Annotated in this window: 15 protein-coding genes and 6 pseudogenes; 6 read left to right on the forward strand and 15 right to left on the reverse strand. The window is 41.6% G+C overall.

Annotated elements, in window-relative coordinates:
* The 5 genes and pseudogenes from LG003_RS09240 to LG003_RS23630 all read right to left on the reverse strand — a co-directional run.
* The coding region (locus tag LG003_RS09240; RefSeq protein ID WP_262980583.1) for a helix-turn-helix domain-containing protein at positions 1-371 on the reverse strand (371 nt) is incomplete at its 3' end.
* A gap of 257 nt (positions 372-628) precedes the next feature.
* A pseudogene (locus tag LG003_RS09245) lies at positions 629-884 on the reverse strand (transposase); the annotation flags it as partial.
* Between the two features lie 132 nt (positions 885-1016).
* A pseudogene (locus tag LG003_RS09250) lies at positions 1017-1612 on the reverse strand (colicin V secretion protein CvaA); the annotation flags it as partial.
* 478 nt (positions 1613-2090) lie between these two features.
* Entirely contained in the window at positions 2091-2306 is a 216-nt protein-coding gene (locus LG003_RS09255) for a hypothetical protein (protein WP_112879709.1), read from the reverse strand.
* 625 nt (positions 2307-2931) lie between these two features.
* A pseudogene (locus LG003_RS23630) lies at positions 2932-3336 on the reverse strand (transposase); the annotation flags it as partial.
* Positions 3337-3344: 8 nt separating this feature from the next.
* Between LG003_RS23630 and LG003_RS09265 the strand changes: the two are divergent.
* Positions 3345-3851, forward strand: a pseudogene (locus LG003_RS09265) (IS982 family transposase); the annotation flags it as partial.
* Between the two features lie 255 nt (positions 3852-4106).
* Positions 4107-4199: pseudogene (locus tag LG003_RS09270) on the forward strand (IS982 family transposase); the annotation flags it as partial.
* A 157-nt stretch (positions 4200-4356) separates the two neighbouring features.
* Here the strand turns inward: LG003_RS09270 and LG003_RS09275 are convergent.
* Entirely contained in the window at positions 4357-5820 is a 1464-nt protein-coding gene (locus LG003_RS09275) for an ArnT family glycosyltransferase (protein WP_112879711.1), read from the reverse strand.
* 193 nt (positions 5821-6013) lie between these two features.
* Here LG003_RS09275 and yihI point away from each other — a divergent pair, with 193 nt between their 5' ends.
* Together yihI and hemN are read left to right on the forward strand one after the other, a co-directional pair.
* Positions 6014-6523: a Der GTPase-activating protein YihI gene (yihI, locus tag LG003_RS09280; RefSeq protein WP_262980584.1), complete on the forward strand. Its 510-nt coding sequence runs from the start codon at positions 6014-6016 to the stop codon at positions 6521-6523.
* A gap of 193 nt (positions 6524-6716) precedes the next feature.
* A complete protein-coding gene (gene hemN / locus LG003_RS09285; protein ID WP_262980585.1) occupies positions 6717-8090 on the forward strand; it encodes an oxygen-independent coproporphyrinogen III oxidase in 1374 nt (457 codons plus the stop codon).
* A gap of 106 nt (positions 8091-8196) precedes the next feature.
* Here hemN and LG003_RS09290 read toward each other — a convergent pair whose 3' ends face one another.
* On the reverse strand, positions 8197-9228 hold the full coding sequence (locus LG003_RS09290; RefSeq protein ID WP_262980586.1) for an IS630 family transposase: 1032 nt from the start codon (positions 9226-9228) through the stop codon (positions 8197-8199).
* Between the two features lie 481 nt (positions 9229-9709).
* On the opposite strand from LG003_RS09290, the pseudogene LG003_RS09295 reads away from it, so the two are divergent.
* A pseudogene (locus LG003_RS09295) lies at positions 9710-10189 on the forward strand (Hcp family type VI secretion system effector).
* Positions 10190-10212: 23 nt separating this feature from the next.
* Here the strand turns inward: LG003_RS09295 and LG003_RS09300 are convergent.
* From LG003_RS09300 to glnA, 6 genes are all read right to left on the reverse strand, one after another.
* On the reverse strand, positions 10213-10437 hold the full coding sequence (locus tag LG003_RS09300; protein ID WP_049583998.1) for a hypothetical protein: 225 nt from the start codon (positions 10435-10437) through the stop codon (positions 10213-10215).
* A gap of 8 nt (positions 10438-10445) precedes the next feature.
* Positions 10446-11198, reverse strand: a complete 753-nt coding sequence (locus LG003_RS09305; protein ID WP_112878930.1) for a hypothetical protein — start codon at positions 11196-11198, stop codon at positions 10446-10448.
* Between the two features lie 526 nt (positions 11199-11724).
* The gene (locus tag LG003_RS09310; protein WP_240000848.1) at positions 11725-12045 is read right to left on the reverse strand and encodes a hypothetical protein; all 321 of its coding nucleotides are present in this window, start codon (positions 12043-12045) and stop codon (positions 11725-11727) included.
* 675 nt (positions 12046-12720) lie between these two features.
* Positions 12721-14175 carry a nitrogen regulation protein NR(I) gene (gene glnG, locus LG003_RS09315; protein WP_112878927.1) on the reverse strand — a complete coding sequence of 485 codons (1455 nt, stop codon included), beginning with the start codon at positions 14173-14175 and terminating at the stop codon, positions 12721-12723.
* 9 nt (positions 14176-14184) lie between these two features.
* On the reverse strand, positions 14185-15234 hold the full coding sequence (gene glnL, locus LG003_RS09320) for a nitrogen regulation protein NR(II) (protein WP_112878926.1): 1050 nt from the start codon (positions 15232-15234) through the stop codon (positions 14185-14187).
* Between the two features lie 153 nt (positions 15235-15387).
* Positions 15388-16797, reverse strand: coding sequence for a glutamate--ammonia ligase (glnA, locus tag LG003_RS09325; RefSeq protein WP_262980587.1), 1410 nt, complete (start codon positions 16795-16797; stop codon positions 15388-15390).
* A 560-nt stretch (positions 16798-17357) separates the two neighbouring features.
* On the opposite strand from glnA, the gene typA reads away from it, so the two are divergent.
* Complete coding sequence (gene typA, locus LG003_RS09330) at positions 17358-19196, forward strand: ribosome-dependent GTPase TypA (RefSeq protein WP_112878924.1); 1839 nt, start codon at positions 17358-17360, stop codon at positions 19194-19196.
* Positions 19197-19281: 85 nt separating this feature from the next.
* Here the strand turns inward: typA and LG003_RS09335 are convergent, their stop codons facing one another.
* Positions 19282-19851 (reverse strand): disulfide bond formation protein B, encoded by a 570-nt coding sequence (locus LG003_RS09335; protein WP_112878923.1) that lies wholly within the window; start codon positions 19849-19851, stop codon positions 19282-19284.
* Positions 19852-19865: 14 nt separating this feature from the next.
* Complete coding sequence (locus LG003_RS09340) at positions 19866-20024, reverse strand: DUF5993 family protein (RefSeq protein WP_157852135.1); 159 nt, start codon at positions 20022-20024, stop codon at positions 19866-19868.
* Positions 20025-20591: the final 567 nt, after the last annotated feature.

The following is a 20591-nucleotide window of genomic DNA, read 5'->3' on the forward strand; positions in this document are numbered from 1 at the left end:
TGTAGCCATTTATTCATGCCTGGAATGCTAAAGGTAATATTCCAGAGCTGAACGACATAGGCCACGATTTCATGTGTGTGATGGAAAAGATGTTGAGATAAGTGGTTGATTAAAAAATCAGTTTGTTCCCGGGAAAGTAAACTGTCAGACCCCCCATTACCCGATTTAAGTTTACCTTGATTAAGGTAATCACTGATATGGTGGTCAACCGTGGTCTGATGGAGTCGCAATGCCTGGGCTATCATCACAGAACTCCACCCTTCAGAAGCCAGAAGGATAGCTTTTATTCTGTCTCGTACCTGACCATCACGAGTGGTGTCGTGAAGATGCTCAAGTTTGATTTTTTGTTCTGATGTAATAAATATTTTCATAGCGAGGATAATGATCTCCATTTCGGATAAAATCAAGCATCTTCAATGATTACGGGTATATACCCGTCATCTTTCAAGTTGTCTCTTTGTTGGCTGCACTCGCTCACCCCGGTCACATCGTTATCTATGCTCCCGGGGATTCACTCCCTTGCCGTCGCGATGCATCTTGAAATCCATAGGGTATATATATCTAAGGCATAATCTCCCTATTTTAATGATAGAGAGATTATTTATTAAAGGGCTGTCCTAGATAACGATTATATTTTCCCCTTAACTATTTGTTTTAGAATATGTAATTGGTCTTTTACACCCGGTGTATTAAATCTCCACTCACACTCCTTGAGAAACAGCGCAAAATGCTCCTTTGGTATGCCATTAAATTTACGCATATGACGTTTTAGACTGGTTCCAAAAATTCTCTATCTCATTGATATGATTTTGACCATTTTTACTGTCTACAAACTCCGTGCTATGGTTGATTCGATAGTGTTTAAAATCCGACACGTCCAGCACATGTTGTATTGTTTTGCATGCTCTCTTACATATAACGACTGAACTAGTTCAGATTATATTAGAGGGATAACCCTATCGACTGAAGCAATAGTTGATTCCCTATGAGCAATGATCACTCGAGTAATATTTAATTTGTTGTTGATAATAATTTGCAACTTGATTGGTTAACTGATCTTTATTAATCAATCCCTTGGCCTGATAAATCTGATAATTCTCCATATTTTTTTGCTATATTTATGCCTTCTTCTGCTCGTTTAATTATTTCAGAAGAATGTTTAAATGATTCAGTATATTGTTTCTTTTTTTTCTAATGTTTCTAGTGTGGTTTTTTTGTTTTCTTTAAGCCGTGTAATCATTTTATCAATCTTTAGCTACTGGTTTATAATGTCTTTCCTTTGATTGTCGCTGACAACGCCACTACGCGTGCTTTTACTGACATCAATTTGATAAATTGGTTGACCTTTTTTTACGATTTGTCCTTCACTAACAAATTGTTTTACCACAAATCCCTGCACTCCAGAATAAACACTGACTGCTCGAGGATAAGTGGTAATTTCTCCGGTAACACTCACTCTTCTCGTATATGTACCAAAGATGATAACTATAAGAAAAGTAATAAGAAAAAAAAGACTAAACATACTGACTAACCAAGGGGATATGCCCGGTAGCAGAATAGCTTTTCCACGCCACTTTTTTTTCCTATTCTCAATCACCTGTTGACGAAACAATGAAACCTCCAAATTAAAACTATGATTCTCAACTATTGTTATTGTGAATCCGCGCACTGTTTTCTTTCGTGCTGTTGTCTATTTTGTTGTCAATGCATTATGATTTATCACTAAGTCGCTAATCTATGCCACTAGATCTTCATAATGTCAAGTAAGCTTCTTATGGGCTTTTGGGCTAATTATTTAATTTAAGTTATCAATTATTATGATTTTCTTAACCACATCTGACGGATCCTGGTTTTATTTTAAAAGACATTCATGTTTCTGGCTCACTGTAGAGCATCGAAATCACTGCTGTCATGAAGTTAAAATTATAGGTAAAGAAACACCACACCTTGAATTTGTGAAGATTGTACGATTAAATAATAGCTTATTCTATCTAAACAAAGATAGCCCCAGGCAATACCAGGGCTATTACAAAAAATTTATTTCTTATTTCTATTATGAATAGTAGAAATATGATTTTCCAATGAAGTTATTATCTTGGTCTTTGTGTAACCCAACTTGGATTCATTGGAAAAGTAGGCATTTGAACAGGCAATGGAAAAGCATTTTTTGGAAAAGAATTTATACCCGCTTCAAATACAGGTTTTATTGCGCCACCAATTGCTCCACTCACTGCTCCACGTAGAGCCCCTGCGCCAGCTCCTGGAGGACCGAATATTGCACCTGCTGTTGCCCCCCCCTGATGCACCCGCGGCTGCTCCTTTTGCCATATCTTTTGCTAGATTTGAAGCACCAGAAATAATTGCCAACTCATTTTGTGACAGTTCTTTCATTATTTTAATTCCCTATATAAATAAAGAATTATTGCATTTATAACTATCGATAGTATTGATGATATTATAGAAAATAATGTAACGCTGTCAAATATATTGAAAGATTTGAATATAAAAATACTGAATAATGGGTAAGATAAACAGACGAAAAAAGAAAAAAGTAATAGATACTGAATTTGCTTGCTGATGTTATCTTTCCTTACGTGATTATGTATATATAATATGTATCCTAAAACTGAAATAAGAATAGGGGAAAAGGCAAAGGAATAAAATGTCATAAAAACTCCTATTATAATCAAAATTATGTTATTCAAAGGGTAATAATTTACGTTTCTAATAAACGGAATACCTCCTGTTTCTTTCAGGATGAGAATATGGCTGTTTGTTTATTGATCACACAGTGGGTGTGATCAATAAACAGTCTTGGTTTAAAAATAACTCAAAATAAGGTGGTATTTTAAATAGGTAGATTAACATAATAAGTGCAACATCGTTAATCTGGAAGGACTTTGTAAATAGTTCGGTGTAATTGTCTTCTATTTAAAGATGATCGTTCAGACGATCACCGAACTCAATAATAAAACGGTTCATGGCCTGTCGTCAGTTGTAGATTGGTCTGTTCCATTTTTTCGAGGCTTGCCTATACCCGTTATCTTTCAAGTTGCCTCTTTGTTGGCTGTACTCGTTCACCCCAGTCACATAGTTAGCTATGCTCCCGGGGATTCACTCCCTTGCCGTCGCGATGCATCTTGAAATCTATAGGGTATAAATCACTTTACGCACTGCGCTGTCTGTCGGGAACACCTTACACTTCTTTATTGCCTGTCTGATGACGCTGTTCAGCGATTCTATCGCGTTTGTTGTATAGACTGCCTTGCGGATATCGGGCGGATACCTGAAGAGCGTGTTGAGGTTTTCTCAGTGGGTTCGCCAGTTTTTGCTGATTTACGGATATTTGGCAGTATCATCACAAAGATTTTCCGGCTTGACTCAGCTATACCCGTTTCGTTGGGATTGCGTCTTCTGTTTTAGTTCCGTTTTGTAGTTACTTGACTCAAACCAACAGGGATTGTTTTTATCGATTCCACAAGCCTTCGTGTTTGCCATCATATTCGCATTCCCCGTCATAAGGTCTTTGAGGGGGATGGCGAAACGAGGAAAAAACACGATGGGATGGTTTTATGGGTTCAAATTACATTTGGTCATTAATCATCAAGGTGAAATCATCTCGGTCAAACTCACGGCAGACAATGTGGATCCGAGAACCTGTGCGTGACTTGACTAAAGGATTAAGCGGCTCTCTTTACGCAGATAAAGGTTATCTCAGTCAACCTCTCGTCAATGACTTAGCGAAGGCAGAAGTGACTTTCATTACTAAAAAGAGGCGTAATATGAAAGCACAAGTTCTTGCTGCATGGGACAAACTGATGTTATCAAAACGTTTTATTATAGAAAGTGTGCCGCAGGCATACAAACTAGCAGCATAGGGAACGCAGCCAGTATGTAGCATAAGCTCAGGAGGAGAGGGTGGCAGGCCCATCGAAGTCCGCTGTCGGAAGCTGGCTTCAAACCCCCTCAAGCGGCTGCCGTAAAGAAGCATAAGGGGTTGTTTGCCTATTGGCGGGCAGGAATGACAGGTGTGTTTGCTGATGGGAGCGGTATGAGTCGAGAGGTTGCGGGGGCAGTTCCCGCGGCCTACTCAACCCATTAATGACCAATTGAAAAATATCTCTCAGATAGAACACTCACGCCATCGTAGTGTAAAAGGGTTCTTATTAACGGTTTTGGGCGGACTCATTGCTTATTGCGCCATGAAAACCGGAACTGGCCGCTGGCGTGAAATCAGTCCTTGTGTGGTGATGGTGACGTTATTGTTTGTATTGAAAATGGTATTTGTAGATACGCATTAACGGTGTATGAAGTGTTGAAAGCCTGTTAAATCAGGCTTTCAAATTTCAGAGAAAACTACTGATATTTTTCCGGTGACACAAAACCTACACAGATCAGTATTGGTTTCGTTTCAGGTTCGGGCTGGAAAAGAAATTCTTCCTTACTATTTATTCTTAATTTTGACCAGTCTTGCAAAACACTGTGAAAATCTTCTTGTTCGCAGGTTTTTCCCTTTGCACCTACCAGAATAGCACCGTCACGTATAATATCGCTTTCCTTAACATGGCGGTTGTAGATATTGGGTGCCTGCTCTCCTGATATCCAAGGTTGAATAGTCTCTGGCTGACTTGGCGCGTAAACAGTCAGCCACTGATGCAAGTATTCGCCCCCGACATAATGGAGCGGTGTCGAATAGCGTTGATGCCAGCGTTGTTCTAGTTGCCAGGAAAAATCTTTGATACCTTCGAATTTATGGCCGGCACCGCGAATATTGGCTGCCATAATCAGTACATATCCCATCAGAATCAACCCTGCGACGACAATCAGCCCTCTCAGGGTATTGCGTAATGATTTCTGTGGAAAACGAGTAATAGAACCAACCAACAGCGCTGATGAAACGGACATAAAGGGGTGCAGCCATTCTGTCATTCTTCCCCCCTTATTGAATGAGAACCAGCAGTAGATAATCAGTAATGGCAACAAGATGATAATGTTTACCAATCGGTTCGGTTGCTCCTTCGGCCAGCTAATACGGCCGCCAAGCTGATAGATAATAATGCCAACGATAATCAGCGGATAAAATACCGATAATAACGATCGGGTAGTGTGTAGATTAAATCCATTATCTATTTGTGAATCTACCCATTTGAAAGCGGCAAAATCATTGTTCCATAGCCACCAGAAATTAGGCAATACCAGCACAAACCAGATAACCAGTGCGATATAGAGCGCGGGTTGGCGGTAACATTGTCGAACTTTAGGCACAAATAGAGTCAACAGAAAAACCGAACCAACCAGTGCCAATGTGGAGTATTTCCCCATTGCTGCCAGCCCGGAACTGAGGGCAAATGCCAGCCACCAACGCGGATTGTCATACACGGCTCGTAGAAAGAACAGCATAGCCCACGGCCATAGCATAATTAGCAGATAATTATCGTTGTAAGGAATAATATCAAAGTTAATAATACCGGATAGGTTCAATGTCAGCATGGCAAGCCATGCCAGCTCTTTTTTCCTTGTTAGCCGGAACGCCAGATGCCATACACCGAGCATGCCAATCGCGATAGCAATAAAGTGAATGAAATACCAGTAAAAACTCAATGAAACACCGCTTATATGGATAGCAGGCAGCATCATTACACCCACTAACCACGGATTTTTAGGTGAACCCCATTCGCCGTTTTTTCCCCAGTTCAATGCTTCGACGGCATCATAAGGGACGGTTGGGTCGAATGAATAACTCACTATCATCCATAACAAAGCATAACCAACTACCCACAAGTAAACGTATTTATAGCAAGAAGTATCAAAAATAGGCATATCGATTTATCATTTATTGAAAGCTAAGAGTAATAGAATATTTGTTGATGGTTAAACCATGCATGAATGATAAGAGATTTTTGGCTATATTTTTTAAAAGATAAAGAGTTATTCACGGCGCTTTTCTATATGTGCAGTTTCTGCTAGATTCCGGCGCAGCAATACCCTGATAAACCAAACTGAGTAACCGGCTATGAACCCGTTAAAGAAAAAAGCACCAGCCAAAACATCTGCTAATAAACAGAAAAGAAAAAACCGCGAAGAATTGAATGCGGAAGGGCGTGCACGTAAGCGTGAGAAAAAACATCGCGGCAATCCGCCCGGTAACCGCAATCAGGAGCAGAGCGGTGATAAACATCAGTCAGGCAAACAGCAACGTGATCCACGTCTTGGCAGTAAAGTACCTGTTCCGCTGATCGTTGGAGAACAACCGACAAAACCTGTCATTGCTAATAAAGTCGAGACAAAACCACGTCTGTCACTACAAGAAGAGTTGGCGATGCTGGAAAACGACGATCGTCTGGATGCATTGTTAGAGCGTCTGGAAAATGGCGAAAGTCTGTCTAAAGAAGAGCATGCTTATGTTGACACTACGCTGGATCGGATTGATGCTCTGATGGAAGAGTTAGGTATTAAGCTGGATGAGGAAGAGAGTGAAGAAGAGAAGCAGGATGACATTATGCAACTGTTGAAAGGTAAATAATTTAATCTCCCATGATCAGAGGCGGGTTGATCCTAATAACCATACTATTAGTATGTTATTTGCTATGGTTATTGGGTAAACTATGGCGATTATCGCGGCGTAAAACCCGGCTGCGCAGAGTCACAACGGCGCAACATATTAAGCATATGAAAGCGTTACGTTTTGATGGGCAAAAACATCGGAAGGGATAAGCATGTCTGAGCAAGCCATCGTTTGGGATCTGCCTTTGATCCAGAAATACAATTATTCCGGCCCTCGTTATACTTCATATCCTACGGCGCTGGAATTCAATCAACAGTATGACAATGCAGCATTTATCCAGGCTGCTACCTGTTACCCTGAACGACCGCTTTCTCTCTACCTCCATATCCCGTTTTGCCATAAGCTCTGTTATTTCTGTGGTTGTAATAAACTGGTCACCCGTCAAAAGCATAAAGCGGATGAATATTTGCAATGGCTTGAACGGGAAATTCGTGACCGGGCAAAGTTGTTTTCTGGCCGTAAAGTGAGTCAGATGCATTGGGGTGGTGGTACACCAACCTACCTTGATAAAGACCAAATCAGTAAATTGACGGGATTGTTGCGTAACCATTTTGATTTTCTGCCAGATGTTGAAATTTCCATTGAAATTGACCCACGTGAAATTGAACTGGATATGATTGATCACTTGCGCAATAAAGGTTTTAACCGTCTGAGCATGGGTGTGCAGGATTTCAATAAAGAAGTTCAGCATCTGGTGAACCGTGAACAGGATGAAGAGTTTATCTTTGCTTTGGTTGCCCGTGCCCGCAAAACGGGTTTTAATTCCACTAGTATTGACCTGATCTATGGTCTGCCGAAACAAACACCAGAGAGCTTTGCTTTCACTCTGGAGCGAGTATTAGCATTGTCACCGGATAGAATGAGTATTTTCAATTATGCTCATTTGCCGAACTTATTTGCTGCTCAACGTAAAATCAAAGCGCATGATTTACCGAGTGCCGAGCAAAAGCTGGATATATTGCAAGAAACAATTGCAACGCTGACAAATAATGGTTATCAGTTTATCGGCATGGACCATTTTGCTCGCCCGGATGATGAACTGGCAGTCGCTCAGCGGGAAGGGAAATTACATCGCAATTTTCAGGGTTATACCACTCAGGAAGAGTGTGACCTGCTAGGCTTGGGAGTTTCTGCTATCAGTATGTTGGGCGATAGCTATTGCCAAAATCAAAAAGAGTTAAAAACCTATTATGCGGAATTAGAAAAACAGGGGCATGCTTTATGGCGTGGTTTAACTTTGTCCCGAGATGATTGTATTCGCCGTGATGTTATTAAAGCGCTTATCTGTAATTTCCGTCTAAATTTTGCCGATATTGAGCAGCAATATGGGCTGAGTTTTACCCGCTATTTCGCAGAAGATTTGCAATTATTAGCGCCATTGGTTGAAGATGGATTGGTTGAAGTGAATGAGAAACAGATTTGGGTAACGCCACGAGGCCGGTTACTGATTCGTAATATCTGTATGTGTTTTGATATTTATTTACGCCAACAGATTCACCAGCGTCAGTTTTCAAGGGTGATTTGATTGTTCAGAGCATGATTTTTAAATAAGAAGGTTTTAACCTCTTTTTATTTTACATTTGGGTATCCGGTTTTATAGTTTTTACTTAACCTCATTTACCTATACCCGCTTAACTTGAAGATGCAGGATTCATAACCTGGAAGTTGTCATTAATACGGCACGACAGGTTCCCGGCCAGTTCCGGTAATATTTCCGTAAAAAAGCGATGTATTGCTTGCTTGAACAAGGTCGTCGAGGCGAAATAACGGTTATTCCTGATTTGTTCATTCATCACCTTCCACAGCCTTTCTATCGGGTTCAGATTCGGGCTGTACGGTGGCAGGTAATGAAGCTCAATATTCATCACATAAGCCCAGTCTTTCACCAGCCTGCTTCGGTGGTAACTGGCTCCGTCAAGGATAATATGAACCTTCTGACTGACCGGATAGGTCTCACGGATGGCAATGAAAAACTCGGCGATGTGATAACTGTCGATACGGTCATACTCGCGTACGACCATTTTACTAATATCAGCCAGATTAAGGGCACCCATCAGGTTCAGACGGGTACGGCTTCCCGTGGTTTTCACCGCGGTTTTCTGACCTTTACGCATCCAGCCATAAGCCAGTTTCGTCCCCTGCGTGGGATGGACGCCATCAATGAACAGGATGGGCTCATGGTCTCCGGCTTCCTGCTTGAGTTTCCCGTAGGTTTCTATAAAGGCCCGCTGCTGTTCCGCGTTGAACTTGTGTGGCACGCCGGTCGGCTTTTTATCACTGAATCCCTTGTGGCGTAGCCATTTATTCATGCCGGGAACGGTGTAACGGATATCCCACGCTTCTTTGACAAGGCGGATAATCGCCTGTGTGGTAGGCAGAAGATTCGCGGTCAGATAGGCGATAAGTTCCTGAGTCTGTGTTTCGCTGAGATGGCTCTGAGAGCCGCCATTTTCGGGCTTGATTTTACGGTGATTAAGGTAATCGCTGATATGACGATTAACGGTCGTTTCATGAAGACGCAGGGCCTGAGCGATCATGACAGAACTCCAGCCCTCAGAGGCCAGGAGGACCGCTTTGATGCGATCACACTCTCTCTTATCACGGCAGGTGTGATGGAGGTGTTCAAGTTCGGCTTTTTGTTCATCGGTAATGAATATTTTCATGACGGATACCCTGAACCTCATTTGGGCGAAAATCAAGCAGTTTCAATGAGCACAGGTATATATCTATTTAAATAAAAGGGCAATTATACAAAATCGTAAATAGAGTTCTCCTTGCAAAACATGTTCGAGTGAGCCTCGGAAGAAAACGTCACGTTGTTGAAACAAGTCGATTACTTAAACAATTGTGTGACCGAATGGACAGCGCAGCTCCAACAGTTTGAGAGTTTTTACAAACAGAACAAGCGATAAGGTAGCAGAAGTTAGAGCAACCGGCGCTGAAAAATAAACCTTATCGTAATTATGGGCCGAGTATGTGATTTTAACTGCTCGTGAGCTATGTTTTGGAGGGAAACACAGTTAACTTTTCACTGAAAAAATCCTTCCGGTATTCATAAGTTTTTTTATATGTTAAGTTACTTTTTTCTTTAGCCCAAATATCGAGTTAACATCATTTGAATAAAAAACTAGGATGGTAATCTTTATGTCATACATGATTTATCTAACATTAAATGGTAAGAAACAAGGCTTAATATCAGCTGGATGCTCAACCCTCGATTCTATAGGGAATCGATACCAAAAAGGACATGAAGATCAAATACAGGTACTCAGTCTAAATCACGCAATAACTCGTAACTAGAACGTAAGTCATCATCCCATACAATTTATCAAGCCTATTGATAAATCATCCCCATTGTTGGCTATGGCTATAGATTCTAACGAATCATTGAATGGTGTTTTTATTTTTTATAGGACAAGTCAGACAGGGCAGTCAGAGATTTTTTATGAAGTAAAAATTACAGAAGCAACTATTGTTGATATTTCCTGTACTTATCCAAATTCAATTAATAGTAATGAGTTAATGCCGTATGAGAAAATTTTTCTTAAATATAAATCCATTACATGGAACCATGTAACAGCAGGAACATCAGCCTATAGTATATGGGATGAACGAATTTATTAAAAATTAAAGCTAAGCATATATGCTTAGCTTTTTTTTCTTTCACTTAAATATGTGAGAACAAGAAATAGAACAACAATTACAATACTTCCTATTAAAGATGCAATCCACCATTCATCGGGGAAGAAATACACTGATACAATCCCCCATATAAAAATGGCTACAACGGGCATATTTGACCACAATAATTCTTTAATAAATACATAAAAAAGATTTTTGAACCACCCTTTACTAAATGTTTTATTTTTCATATATAAATTCAATCACCCATCATATGTGCAAGTACACGTGCAACTTCTTCTTCGCTGACCTGCTTATTCCTAAATCCTTCTATTAAATAAATTCCTTTTTCTAATTCAGGTTCAACTATAAAATATAACATTTCCAGTTTTTGAAAATACAAAGCCCAATAGAGTTGTGGACATGTTATTTTAAGTCTATTTGCTGATATTGATGCTTTCTCATAATATCCATAAAATTGGGCAATATTTAATAATCCACTTATAAATCGCTTGGCTACATTTTTCACTATGGTTTTTTTAATTAAATTTAAATATATGGCTTCTGCTATTATAGCTGATACACTTAATTTAATTGATTTACCTATTGTCACTTTAGCGGAAAATTTTAATATTTTTCCATATATTCTTTCTTTTTCCTTTTCTTCATTACCTTTAAATACTTCATCAACATATATTTCTGTTATTCTCGAAATGAATTTTCTTTTATTTTCATTTTTAAGATCCATCAGATTTAATTTCATTCTGTGATCTTCTTCTTTTATCCTTCCGTATACATCTTCATAACCGTCAAAAAAATATGAAAGTTGCCAGAGCTTACGTCTCATACCTAAGCCTATAGTATCTACGACCTCTTCACCTAATTCTATAGTGTCATTTACTGCCCTTTCGAGACTGAGGCCCGCTACACGCTTAGCTTCTTCTATTCTCCAAAGCAAATCATTTTGCCGATCTACCTCTTTCCAGAGGTCATTTTCGATACTAGATTCCATACATAAGCTCCAAATCAATGATTAATTAAATTTTCTTCGAATTTCAGTGTTAATACCCTACCATCAGAGATATGCATATTAACTTCATCTGTATTTGTAGATGATAATAATTGAAAGCAGAATATCATCATTACAGTTAGTTTGTCCTCAGCTATAACTGAGCTATTAACTAGAGCATTATTTATTTGTTGCATTAATGTACCTCTGTCATCCATATGTTATCTTAATTAATAAAAATTAAGATAACATATTTATATAAAAATAACTATATCAATCAAGTAACAAAAATTCACTAAAAAAGTACAATGTCAGATATTGGTTTCCGTAAAATAAAATATAAATTCCAAATATTTTGATTTATTCTATAAAAAATAATCAACATGTGTAATGAAGTTCCGTTATTCTTTGTAGCCAGCTCCAGTGTGAGATTGTATTTTTTCTGATAATTACAATACTGAGAAATAGTATGATTTAAGCTTTTCTATGAATGTATTGTCTGTTGGGAAAGAGAATTATGGTTGTAGTACTAGTCTGATGTATTATATTTCAGGCTTTTGGTTAGTACGCAATAAGACAAGACAACAATAACCGGCCAAATAAGTATAAGGATCGAAATCCATAATGACCAATGCCATACATTTACCACCATAACCAAGCTACATATAAAAATAACAATAATAAGAGGCAAAAACTTAACAAGTAGAACAAAAACGTAAAGAGAGGCTATAGCAGCGGCCACTTTGGCTGGAATTTTCCACCAGCCAAAATAATCATGAAAAACATAAAAATTAAGCGACAATACTTGCATCATACCAACGAAAAGAGAATAAAACAAAATAACTGCCATAATAATCCGACACCATTTCATTATTTTAAACCAACCCTATAATTACTGGTTTGAATCTAAATCACAACCGAGGTTGTGGTTTTTTTAAATTAGGTTATTACTCAATATACCCCTGTAACTTTGGTCAGGGTTAAGTTAGCTGCATATAACTACGTTGGTAGTGCGTCACACATTCTCAATGAGGTACATCAGGATTTCTGAGGTTATTGGGTTTCTCCTTATCAGGAAGCGCTATTCTTTCAGATACGCCGTTTCTTGGACAAAATTGTCGTCTTCAACTGGAAGGTGATAGATACTGCTCAATCTTGCCTTTTGTCGATTCTATTATCTCGATTGATCGTAAATTAATCACGCTTGATACTGGTTTTATCAGATATAATACAGCTAGTCAATCAGTTATAACGATCCCTAAAATTTTATATCAAGTGGTTTTACTGTCTGCATTTCAACACTGGTTTGATTAATCAATCTAAAAACTTTGTCAACGTCGCTTTTTTATTCCAGCGGTATTACCCGTGCCAGGAATAATAGTGACATCGGCTTTAGTGTAGTATTGTGTCCTTGTCTGAATGGATAGTATAAAGTGTGATCGAGATCGGTTATTTAATCCTGCTAATGGGGAATCTGATATATTAAATTCCACAAAATGGTTATAGGGATGGAGATATTATCTCCTTACTCCAACCCAAGTTCTTTTAACTTCCGTGTAATAGTATTGCGTCCCCAACCTAGCAATCGTGCTGCCTCTTGTTTATGGCCTTTGGTATGCTTAAGGGCACAATCAAGTAAGGTACGCTCCAATAACGGTAATGCTTCGGATAGCAGATCCTGCTGACCGTTTTCCAAGGCGCTTGTTGCCCACTGGGCAAGTAGCTGCGGCCAGTTTTCCGGTGTTGTATTTGTAGCTGTCGTATTTGCCGGTACGGTATTTACAGATGTTGTTGTGTCGATTTCGGTATGATGAGTTTCAAATAATTCAGGCGGCAAATCTTGTACCAGTACCTCTTGGCTTGCTGCCATGACTGTCAGCCAACGGCAGATATTTTCCAACTGGCGAACATTGCCCGGCCAGGGTAAGCGCATTAAGGCCATTTCTGCGTCAGGATGGAGAATCTTTGTTTCTACGCCCAACTCTTTGGCGGTCTGTTGTAGGAAATGGCGGGTCAGGCGAGGGATATCCTCTACTCTGTCACGTAAAGGCGGTAATTGCATACGAATAACATTGAGGCGGTGATAGAGATCTTCACGGAATTTACTTTGCTCTACCAAACGTTCCAGATCCTGATGGGTTGCCGCGATAATTCTCACATCCACTTTTACGGGAGCATAACCGCCAACTCGGTAGAACTGGCCTTCCGCCAATACCCGTAACAGACGGGTCTGAATGTCCAGAGGCATATCACCAATTTCATCAAGAAATAGTGAACCGCGATTAGCCTGTTCAAACCGCCCATGGCGTACTTGATTAGCGCCGGTGAAAGCCCCTTTTTCATGACCAAACAACTCTGACTCAATTAAATCTTTAGGGATGGCTGCCATGTTAAGGGCAATAAATGGCTCATTGGCCCGTGGGCTGTGACGGTGCAGCGCATGGGCCACCAGCTCTTTTCCGGTACCGGATTCGCCATTAATCAGGACGCTGATAGAGGAACGGGAGAGGCGGCCGATAATGCGGTAAACGTCCTGCATGGCAGGCGCCTCTCCTATCATGTCAGAAACGGGTGTGACGACCTGCGGGTTTTTAGTTGGCTGATTCTGATCGCGGGAGTGGCTAAGTGCTCGTTCCAGCAAGGCAACGGCTTCATCAATATCAAAGGGTTTTGGTAAGTAGTCAAAAGCCCCTTGCTGATAAGCACTGACCGCAGCATCCAGATCAGAATGAGCGGTCATAATGATGACTGGCAGCAACGGGTTGCTCTGTTTGATATTATTCAATAGGTTTAGCCCATTCATTCCCGGCATACGGATATCCGAAATCAGTACATCAGGCGTGTTTTGGGCTAGTGCGGTCAGGGCGCTATCCGCGTCTGCAAAACTGGTACATTCCATCCCCGCGTTACTTAACGCCCGCTCCAGTACCCAGCGGATTGAACTGTCATCATCGACGATCCAGATTTTTCCCTGTTGCATCGTTATCCTCTATTTCTTAATTGGTAAGTAGATAGAAAATGCTGTGTGCCCCGGCCAACTGGTAAATTCTATTTTGCCGGAGTGTTGGTCTATTAAATTGTGAGCAATGGATAGACCAAGACCTGTTCCGCCTTCATGCGCACTGACCATTGGGTAAAACAAGGTGTCCTGAATTTGTGGCGGGATACCTGGCCCGTTATCTTCCACGTCAATTCTGGCAGCCAGACGATAGCGCTTGCCATGCAAGGTAATTTGAAAAGCAGTACGAGTGCGGAGGGTAATGGTTCCCCCCTGTTTTTCTAGCGCTTGTAAGGCATTACGGGTGATATTTAGCAATACCTGTTCAATTTGATCAGGATAGTGGGCCAGTTCTGGCAAACTGGGATCATAATCTTTTACCAGTGTGACGTTATCCGGCATTTCCAGCGAGACTAATTGGGAGACCCGTTCAGCAACATAATGAATGCTTTGTTTAATTCGTTCACCCGGATGTTGTGGGCCAAGCAATCTGTCTACCAGATGGCGCAATCGGTCGGCTTGTTCAATAATCACTTGGGTGTATTCCTGCAAAGCAGGATCAGGCAGTGCTTTTGACAGTAATTGTGCGGCTCCTCTCAACCCACCAAGGGGGTTTTTGATTTCATGTGCCAGCCCCCGAACCAATTCCCGTGCGGCTATCTGCTGAGCTTGTTGTACCTGCTCTTGGCTTAACCGGCGTTGACTATCCATAGGTGCCAGTTCCAGCAAGATGAACTGCTCGGAAATTGGTTGGGCACTGAGCGACATAATGTGAAAGCGGTTCTCAACCACTAATGTTACTTCGTTATCAGTAAAACTCTGGCCACTGACCAGACTAGAGCGCATCAATTCTGTATCCAGTGAAAAATAGCTGAACAGTACTGGAAGAGGTGTACCGAATAATTTACGGGCACTCTGAGCGAATAATTGTAGTGCTGCGTGGTTGGCATAGCGGATGACGAGATCAGTATCCAGTACCAGTACACTGTTAATGAGCGAATTTAATATTTGCCCGCTATCGGGCAGATTTTCCGTTTTCATCCACACTCCTGCACTTTTTTGGTGCACTGTATCATGTTCGAGCGTAAAACCTAGTCAAAGCCTGAAATTTAGATGGTAGGAAAAGGGCCCATCCGAAGATGGGCTAAAGGTTTCACGGCAACAAAAAATGATCAGCGGAAACGGCGCTGCTAATTACACACTGTAATAGAGTTCAAATTCCAGTGGATGTGGTGTCAGACGGACACGCTCTATTTCACTGTTTTTCAAGTCAATATAAGCATCAATGGCGTCATCGGTGAATACTCCGCCACGGGTCAAGAATTCGCGATCGGCATCCAGCGCTGCCAGTGCTTCATCCAGAGAAGAGGCGACAGTGGGGATCTCTTTGGCTTCTTCCGGTGGTAGGTCATACAGGTTTTTATCCATCGCATCACCGGGATGGATTTTATTGATGATGCCGTCAAGGCCAGCCATCAATTGAGCGGCGAATGCCAGATAAGGGTTAGCTGCCGGATCAGGGAAACGTACTTCAATACGGCGAGCTTTGGTGCTGGCGACAACGGGAATACGGATAGATGCTGAACGGTTACGGGCAGAGTAGGCCAGCATCACTGGTGCTTCATAGCCCGGAACCAAACGTTTATAAGAGTTGGTTGTTGGGTTGGTAAACGCGTTCAGCGCACGAGCATGTTTGATAATACCGCCAATGTAGAATAGCGCTAGTTCAGATAGACCGCCGTATTTGTCACCGGCAAACAAGTTAGTGCTGTTTTTAGACAGAGACATATGGCAGTGCATACCGGAGCCATTATCACCAACCAGTGGTTTTGGCATAAAGGTTGCGGTTTTGCCAAAATTGTGCGCGACATTATGTACGACGTATTTGTAAATCTGGGTTTCGTCCGCTTTTTTGGTCATAGTGTTAAAGCGGGTAGCGATTTCATTTTGGCCTGCTGTTCCTACTTCATGATGGTGAGCCTCTACAACCAACCCCATCTCTTCCATCGTCAGGCACATCGCTGAACGTAAATCCTGCGAAGAATCAACAGGAGGCAGCGGAGCATAACCGCCTTTTACCGCAGGCCGATGGCCTTTGTTACCGCCTTCGTATTGCGTCCCGGAATTCCATGCAGCTTCGATATCATCGATGTAATAGTAAGAATGAGACATGGCACTGCCGAAGCGCACATCATCAAACAGGAAAAACTCAGGTTCTGGTCCACACAGGACAGTATCGGCAATTCCGCTTGAACGCAGGAAGTTTTCAGCACGTTTGGAGATGGAACGGGGATCACGATCATAACCTTGCATGGTGCCTGGTTCCAGAATGTCACAACGTAGGATCAATGTGGCATCGTCAAAGAAGGGATCAAGCATGGCTGTACTTGAGTCTGGCATCAGTACCATGTCAGATTCGTTAATCCCTTTCCAACCGCTGATTGAAGATCCGTCAAACATTTTGCCATCTTCAAAGAAGTCTGCATTAACCTGATGAGCAGGAATGGTCATATGTTGTTCTTTGCCTTTGGTATCAGTGAAACGCAAATCAATAAACTTCACCTGATGCTCTTCAATCATGGTTAAAACATGTTCAACGGACATACTCGGTTTCTCCTGGTTTGTGTCGGTCTTGATAAAATGGTCGTGGTTAAGACTAAAGAAAACACAGTCACATCGTTTTACCTTAACAAGGCTATTTACACGTTTGCAAACTTATATACGCGTTATCTTTCAAGTTACCTCTTTGTTGGCTGCACTTGCTCACCCCGGTCAAGTTACCTATGCTCCCGGGGATTCGCTCCCTTGCCGTCGCGATGCATCTTGAAATCCATAGGGTATCGTTGTGAAAGTCAAATAGTTGTGAAAATCAATTCAATCACGAAAGCATTTGCGAAAAGCGTGCCAACTTTTTAACGCCTTGCCATATACTGTGTTGTGAGTATACCCGTGATGGGATACCTTGATATTAGGGAATGTTGCACTAAATTGGTGCAATTATGTTACTGCGAAGCACAATATTAGTGCATTTGTGCCGAAAGTGCGTCTGTTTATAGGCGTGAAAGGGATCACAATTTCATTGTTATCAAGTTGTTAAGCATAGATTATTGTGATCCTGTTTAGTCCTTCGACCAATGTGTGTACAATAGCGCGCCATTTATAAAATGCCTGAGGCAAAGTTTGTGATCGAAAAATTGCGTAATATCGCCATCATCGCGCACGTTGACCATGGTAAAACTACCCTGGTTGACAAGCTGCTGCAACAATCCGGTACTTTCGGTGACCGTGCGACAGCGACAGAGCGTGTGATGGACTCCAATGATTTGGAGAAAGAGCGGGGAATTACTATTCTCGCAAAAAATACCGCCATTAAATGGAATGACTACCGTATTAATATCGTAGACACTCCGGGACATGCCGATTTCGGCGGTGAAGTAGAACGTGTTATGTCTATGGTTGACAGTGTACTGTTGCTGGTCGATGCTATGGACGGGCCAATGCCTCAGACCCGTTTTGTGACACAGAAAGCGTTCGCTCATGGTTTGAAACCGATTGTGGTCATTAACAAAGTTGACCGTCCTGGCGCACGTCCTGATTGGGTTGTGGATCAGGTGTTTGACCTGTTTGTCAATCTGGGTGCGACTGATGAGCAACTGGACTTCCCCATTATCTATGCATCGGCATTGATGGGAATTGCCGGTACTGATCATGATGATATGGCGGAAGATATGACGCCGTTGTATCAGGCGATTGTCGATCATGTAGAGCCACCGAAAGTTGACCTTAATGGTTCATTCCAGATGCAGATTTCTCAGCTTGACTATAATAATTATGTCGGTGTTATCGGCATTGGTCGTATCAAGCGCGGTACTGTTAAGCCAAACCAGAACGTTACGATTGTTGATAGCGAAGGTAAAACCCGGAACGGTAAAATCGGTAAGGTACTGGGCCATCTGGGGTTGGAGCGTATTGAGAGTGAGCAAGCGGAAGCGGGCGACATCGTTGCGATTACCGGCTTGGGTGAGCTGAATATCTCCGATACGCTGTGTGATACTAATGCTGTTGAAGCGCTGCCGCCGCTGGCTGTTGATGAGCCGACGGTAAGCATGTATTTCTGTGTTAACACCTCCCCTTTCTGTGGACGTGAAGGCAAATATGTCACTTCACGTCAAATTCTTGAGCGTCTAAAGAAAGAGTTGGTTCACAATGTCGCCCTGCGTGTCGAAGAAACAGAAGATCCGGATGCGTTCCGTGTTTCTGGCCGTGGTGAATTGCACTTATCTGTTCTGATTGAGAACATGCGCCGTGAAGGTTTTGAACTGGCGGTATCCCGTCCGAAAGTTATCTTCCGTGAGATCGATGGCCGTAAGCAAGAACCCTTCGAGCAAGTAACGCTGGATATTGAAGAGCAGCATCAGGGAGATGTGATGCGGGCCTTGGGTGAGCGTAAAGCAGATCTGCGCGATATGCTGCCAGACGGTAAAGGCCGTGTGCGCCTTGATTATGTTATTCCAAGCCGTGGTCTGATTGGCTTCCGTACTGAGTTCCTGACGATGACCTCCGGTACCGGTCTGCTGTATGCAACATTCAGCCACTATGATGATATTCGTCCGGGTGAAATCGGTCGCCGTCAGAACGGCGTGATGATTTCCAATGGTCAGGGTAAAGCGGTTGCTTATGCACTTTACAGCTTACAGGATCGCGGTAAGTTGTTCCTTGGTCATGGTGCAGAAGTGTATGAAGGCCAGGTGATCGGTATTCATTCTCGTTCTAATGACCTGACAGTTAACTGTCTGACAGGTAAGAAACTGACTAACGTCCGTGCATCTGGTACTGACGAAGCGACAACCCTGTCTCCACATATTAAGAAAACCCTGGAGCAGGCTTTGGAGTTTATTGATGATGACGAGCTGGTGGAAGTGACCCCGGTATCTATTCGTCTGCGTAAACGCCATTTGACGGAAAACGAACGCCGTCGTGCGTATCGCAGTAAAGAAGCATAATCTTTCCTGCAATACCAATGCTTAGGGCGCCAATGGCGCCCTGAGTTTTCTGGGATTTGTCTGTTCAAATTGAACAAATCGAAGATTATTTACCGAGCAATTGATAGAACGTTGGGTTGTCATCACACTGCCCACCGCCACATTCCAAAATAGTGGAGATTAAATTTGCGGTAATTAATATGACAAATAATCCGATAACAATCTGACCGATGGCAGACGTCTTTTGCTTTTCTTCGGTTGTTTTTTCCAGGCTTTTCAATATCAGCATGACTGATATGCCGATAATCGCGATAACTGAGCAGATAAGGGCCCAAGTATAGAAATGTATACCAAAAAGCGCGGAACCATAACCGAGATCACCGGGCGTGATATGTAAAAATACTTGTCGGATCGCAACAATGCCAGTTACGACACAGCCGATAAGAGATAAGCCATAGTGCGCACTTTTGATACCAAAACACAGATTAAACAGAAAACCAAACCCTATCATGATCATGCCTGCTCGCTGTAGCAGACATAATGGACAAGGGAGTTCGGAAAGGACCAATTGATAATAGAAAGCAAGGGTTAGAACAGCACTGATAGCAAATAACCCAATGAGGTTAAATATCATGCCGACGCTGATCTGTTGTTTTGTTGCTAATACCTGATTCATCAGATTGTCTCCCGTTAAAAAGATAGATTTAACGAATCGGTTGCATGATGGATAAACCAAGCTACAGTCGTCACCGAAAGAAGACCCCATAGGGTATAACTCGTTTTATACTTTCCATATAGGGTGGTGATAACCGCAAATAATGCGAGTAAAAAAGGTAAAAACATATACATGGTTGATTCTCCTGTTTTCTAAAAACATTCAAGACCTTTCCCTGTAGTAGATTGCTTTCTTCAGGGTAGGGAATTTATCGAACTCAGTTTAGGATCGTTTACTTCGATACAAGCGATCAATTATCCAAAGACAAGTTGTCCATTAAAAGAAGAGCTTTGGTGCCATTAATGGGTGTCGTTCTCTTTGGTATCGCATTTGAAAACGTACAAACCTACATTTATTAAAGCAAAGTTTTAGTATTCGAATGGTGTATGATTTAACACACTATACGTAGTGTGCTGCGAATAACAATTGTAGTCAATCTTGTTTATGTTTGCCACCATTCAGCAGGATTAGCGTGATTATCATTTGGCGAGAGTTTCAATGAGTTGTTTTTTATTTAATAGTTAAGCAGAAAACGATTAAAAACGACAAATCGTATCTTTGTCTGGAAACTTCCCAATTTAACGACTATTCGTAGGTTTGCTTTTAAATGGCCTAATCTATCCAATTTTCTACAATTAATCCTCTACCCAGATGAATTCTTTTTCATTGTTTGTCACGATAATGAGCCGTGTGCTTCTGGC

Source organism: Photorhabdus kleinii (genome assembly GCF_025384885.1).
Classification (GTDB): Bacteria; Pseudomonadota; Gammaproteobacteria; order Enterobacterales; family Enterobacteriaceae; genus Photorhabdus; species Photorhabdus kayaii.